We start from the raw sequence: 4,224 nt of genomic DNA, 5'->3' as shown, positions 1-4,224 counted from the left end.
TCTATTGGCTTTAGCGTGTTACTATTTCTGTCAAGTATAGTCGGATCTTTTATTATAACTCAAGGCTTTATTAATGATGAACTAAAAAAAGTCAAAACATTTTCGTTGGATAAAAATCATACAATAAACGAGCAGCTAAATTTCCTTACCTCATATATTGCAAGTGGAGTTTCAACTCAGCACTATTTCAAAGTAAGTATCTTCATATTAGTGTCACTATTAATCTCTATAGGTTTCGGTATATGGATTGAAGATACTGCATCAAAGAGCACACAACCCAGCTTTCTGGTATTGACAAAAAAAGCAGTAGAATACAGAGATGAAACCAAAAAGAAGCTGGAAAAAACGTGGAGAATTCTTATTTCATCTATTCTCTTAGGAATAATCACCGGGATAATAGCTAATTTCATATTCAAATGGATAGCATAACCATTTGTAATTAATACAACAATAATTTAAAACTTCCCCTCAAAAAAACTTTCACACAACTACTTGAAAATCAAAAATAATGTTCGTACTTTTGCAGTCCCGAAATGCGGGATAAAATTATTAGACAAAAAAGCAAGAAATGCCTACTATTCAGCAATTAGTTAGAAAAGGTAGAGTAGCTCTGGTTGACAAGAGTAAGTCACCAGCGTTGGACAGCTGTCCACAGCGAAGAGGCGTATGCACACGCGTGTATACCACTACCCCTAAAAAACCAAACTCAGCAATGCGTAAAGTTGCCCGTGTGCGCTTAACCAACGGAAAAGAAGTAAACGCTTACATCCCAGGTGAAGGTCACAACTTACAGGAGCACTCTATCGTTTTGATCCGCGGTGGTCGTGTTAAAGACTTACCAGGTGTACGTTACCACATCATCCGTGGTGCACTGGATACATCAGGTGTAGCTGGCCGTAACCAACGTCGTTCAAAATATGGTACCAAACGTCCTAAACCAGGTCAGGTAGCAGCAGCGCCAACAAAAGGTAAAAAGAAATAATTAAGGAGGATAGAAAGCAATGAGAAAGTCAAAACCAAAAAAGAGAATTATCCTTCCTGATCCAAAGTTCAATGATACTTTGGTAACAAGGTTTGTAAACAACATGATGTATGATGGTAAAAAATCAACCGCATACGCCATTTTTTACAACGCTGTTGAAATTGTTGAGAAAAAAACAAGCGAAAACGGCTTAGAAACCTGGAAAAAAGCTTTAAACAATGTTATGCCTGCTGTTGAAGTAAAAAGCCGCCGTGTAGGTGGTGCTAACTTCCAGGTACCTACAGAGGTTCGTCCGGAGCGTAAAATAGCTTTAGGTATGAAATGGCTGATCAGCTATGCACGTCGTCGTGGTGAAAAAACCATGATGGAGAAATTAGCAGGTGAGATCATATCAGCAGCTAAAGGTGAAGGTGCCGCTGTTAAGAAGAAAGAAGATACGCACAAAATGGCTGAGGCTAACAAAGCGTTCTCACACTTCAGGTTCTAATTAAGGATTACACCGATATAAAAGGATTACACCGATTATATATTAAGATTATATTGATTTACTATGATTGCGCCTTTTAGGCATAATCGCAATAAATCAGTGAAATCATAACATAATCGGTGTAATCATAAAAAAACAAAAATGTCAAGAGATCTTAGATATACAAGAAATATAGGTATTGCCGCTCACATTGATGCTGGTAAAACTACCACTACCGAGCGTATCCTTTACTATGCTGGTGTAAGCCACAAAATTGGTGAGGTACACGAAGGTGCCGCTACAATGGACTGGATGGCACAGGAGCAGGAACGTGGTATTACCATTACATCGGCTGCTACAACCGTTAACTGGAAATACAGGAACCACAACTATCATATGAACATCATTGATACCCCGGGTCACGTGGACTTTACCGTAGAGGTAAACCGTTCATTACGTGTACTTGACGGTTTGGTGTTCCTTTTCAGCGCGGTTGACGGTGTTGAGCCTCAATCTGAAACTAACTGGAGGCTTGCTAACAACTATAACGTTGCCCGTATCGGTTTCGTTAACAAGATGGACCGCTCTGGTGCCGATTTCTTGAACGTTGTTAAACAAGTTAAAAGCATGTTGGGCAGCAACGCTGTTCCGCTTCAGTTACCTATCGGTGCCGAAGAACACTTTAAAGGTGTTGTTGACCTGATCAACTGGAGAGGTATCGTTTGGAATGAGCATGATAAAGGTATGACCTTTACCGAAGTGCCTATTCCTGAGGATATGATTGAAGAAGCTACCGAGTGGAGAGAGAAATTGCTTGAATCAGTAGCTGAGTATGACGAAAGCCTGATGGAAAAATTCTTTGATGCTCCTGAAACTATTACTGAGCGTGAAGTGCTTGACGCTTTACGCAAAGCAGTTTTGGACGCTAAGATCGTTCCTATGGTTTGCGGTTCATCATTCAAAAACAAAGGTGTACAAACCATGCTTGATTATGTGATGGAATTATTGCCATCACCTATGGATGTTGAAGGTATCATTGGTACTAACCCTGATACAGGCGAAGAGATCCTACGTAAACCAGATGTTAAAGAGCCATTTGCAGCTTTAGCATTTAAAATTGCAACCGATCCTTTCGTAGGTCGTTTGTGCTTTATCCGTGTTTACTCAGGTAATCTTGAAGCAGGTTCATACGTTCACAACATGCGTTCAGATAACAAAGAGCGTATTTCACGTATCTTCCAGATGCACGCTAACAAGCAAAACCCTATCCCTAACGTAGGTGCAGGTGACATTGCTGCGGTAGTAGGCTTTAAAGATATCAAAACAGGTGATACCCTTTGCGACGAGAAACACCCGATCATCCTTGAGTCAATGAACTTCCCTGAGCCGGTTATCGGTTTAGCGATTGAGCCTAAAACTCAGGCCGACGTTGATAAATTAGGTATGGCTTTAGGTAAATTAGCCGAAGAGGATCCAACCTTCCGTGTAAACTCTGACGAAGAAACCGGCCAGACTGTAATTTCAGGTATGGGCGAGCTTCACTTAGATATCATCATGGACCGCTTAAAACGTGAGTTTAAAGTTGAGGTTAACCAGGGTGCTCCACAAGTAGCTTACAAAGAGTCTATCACAGGTACTATCCAACACCGCGAAACATACAAGAAACAAACCGGTGGTCGTGGTAAATTTGCTGATATCCAGGTTATCCTTTCACCAAATGATGAAGGTAAAGAAGGCTTACAGTTTGTGAACGAAATTAGCGGTGGTTCAATCCCTCGTGAGTTTATCCCATCTGTACAAAAAGGCTTCGAAGCTTCAATGGTAAATGGTGTATTAGCCGGTTATCCGTTAACAAGCTTAAAAGTACGTTTAATTGATGGTTCATTCCACGCTGTCGATTCGGACGCGCTATCTTTCGAGTTAGCTGCTAAGATGGCTTACCGTGAGGCATTGCCAAAATGTAAACCAGTATTGCTTGAGCCGATCATGAAAATCGAGATCCTTACCCCTGAAGAAAACATGGGTGATGTTATCGGTGACATGAACCGTCGTCGTGGCCAGCTTTTAGGTATGGATTCACGTGCAGGTGCACAGGTTATTAAAGCAACTGTACCACTTTCAGAAATGTTTGGTTATGTAACTCAATTACGTACCATTACTTCTGGCCGTGCTACTTCAACCATGGAGTTTGATCACTATGCTGAAGCGCCACGTAACGTACAGGACGAAGTAGTAGCTAAAGCAAAAGGCAAAAAAGCTGCAGGTAATAACTAAAAAATCAGAGAATAGTTGATTGGTGATTAGAGAGTAGTTGCCAATCAGCTTTTCAAAATAATAAACCGGCGGGTTATAATTAATAGCTCTTATAATCAGCCATAATAACAAACAAAAATGAGCCAAAGAATCAGGATCAAATTAAAATCTTACGATTACAACCTGGTAGATAAATCTGCTGAGAAAATCGTAAAAACAGTAAAGCCAACTGGCGCTGTAGTTAGCGGACCACTTCCGTTACCAACCGAAAAGAAAATCTTCACCGTATTACGTTCACCACACGTAAACAAAAAAGCACGTGAGCAATTCCAACTTTGCTCATACAAGCGCTTATTAGACATTTACAGCTCTAACTCAAAAACTGTAGATGCCCTGATGAAGCTTGAATTGCCAAGCGGTGTTGAGGTTGAGATCAAAGTTTGATAGACGACCGGCCCACTGAAAGGTGTGGGATCAAAAAATAAAAAGACCATTTGCGTAAGCGGATGGTCTTTTTTGGTTT

General features: G+C 40.6%; 5 protein-coding genes. All 5 read left to right on the top strand.

Annotated elements, in window-relative coordinates; genetic code table 11:
- A partial coding sequence (locus tag VF500_RS27820) for a hypothetical protein (RefSeq protein WP_330862785.1) occupies positions 1-429 on the top strand: 429 nt, incomplete at its 5' end.
- 139 nt (positions 430-568) lie between these two features.
- Positions 569-982: a 30S ribosomal protein S12 gene (rpsL, locus tag VF500_RS27815; RefSeq protein ID WP_073405808.1), complete on the top strand. Its 414-nt coding sequence runs from the start codon at positions 569-571 to the stop codon at positions 980-982.
- A 19-nt stretch (positions 983-1,001) separates the two neighbouring features.
- Positions 1,002-1,469: a 30S ribosomal protein S7 gene (rpsG, locus tag VF500_RS27810; RefSeq protein WP_121231910.1), complete on the top strand. Its 468-nt coding sequence runs from the start codon at positions 1,002-1,004 to the stop codon at positions 1,467-1,469.
- A gap of 141 nt (positions 1,470-1,610) precedes the next feature.
- Positions 1,611-3,722, top strand: a complete 2,112-nt coding sequence (gene fusA / locus VF500_RS27805; RefSeq protein WP_330862784.1) for an elongation factor G — start codon at positions 1,611-1,613, stop codon at positions 3,720-3,722.
- A 117-nt stretch (positions 3,723-3,839) separates the two neighbouring features.
- Entirely contained in the window at positions 3,840-4,145 is a 306-nt protein-coding gene (rpsJ, locus tag VF500_RS27800; protein ID WP_022830652.1) for a 30S ribosomal protein S10, read from the top strand.
- The last annotated feature ends 79 nt before the right edge of the window (positions 4,146-4,224 follow it).

Origin of the sequence: Mucilaginibacter sp. (assembly GCF_036383575.1) — a bacterium.
Taxonomy (GTDB): domain Bacteria; phylum Bacteroidota; class Bacteroidia; order Sphingobacteriales; family Sphingobacteriaceae; genus Mucilaginibacter.
Note: the sequence above shows the minus strand (reverse complement) of the source record. Positions and strands in the feature narration are given on the sequence as shown.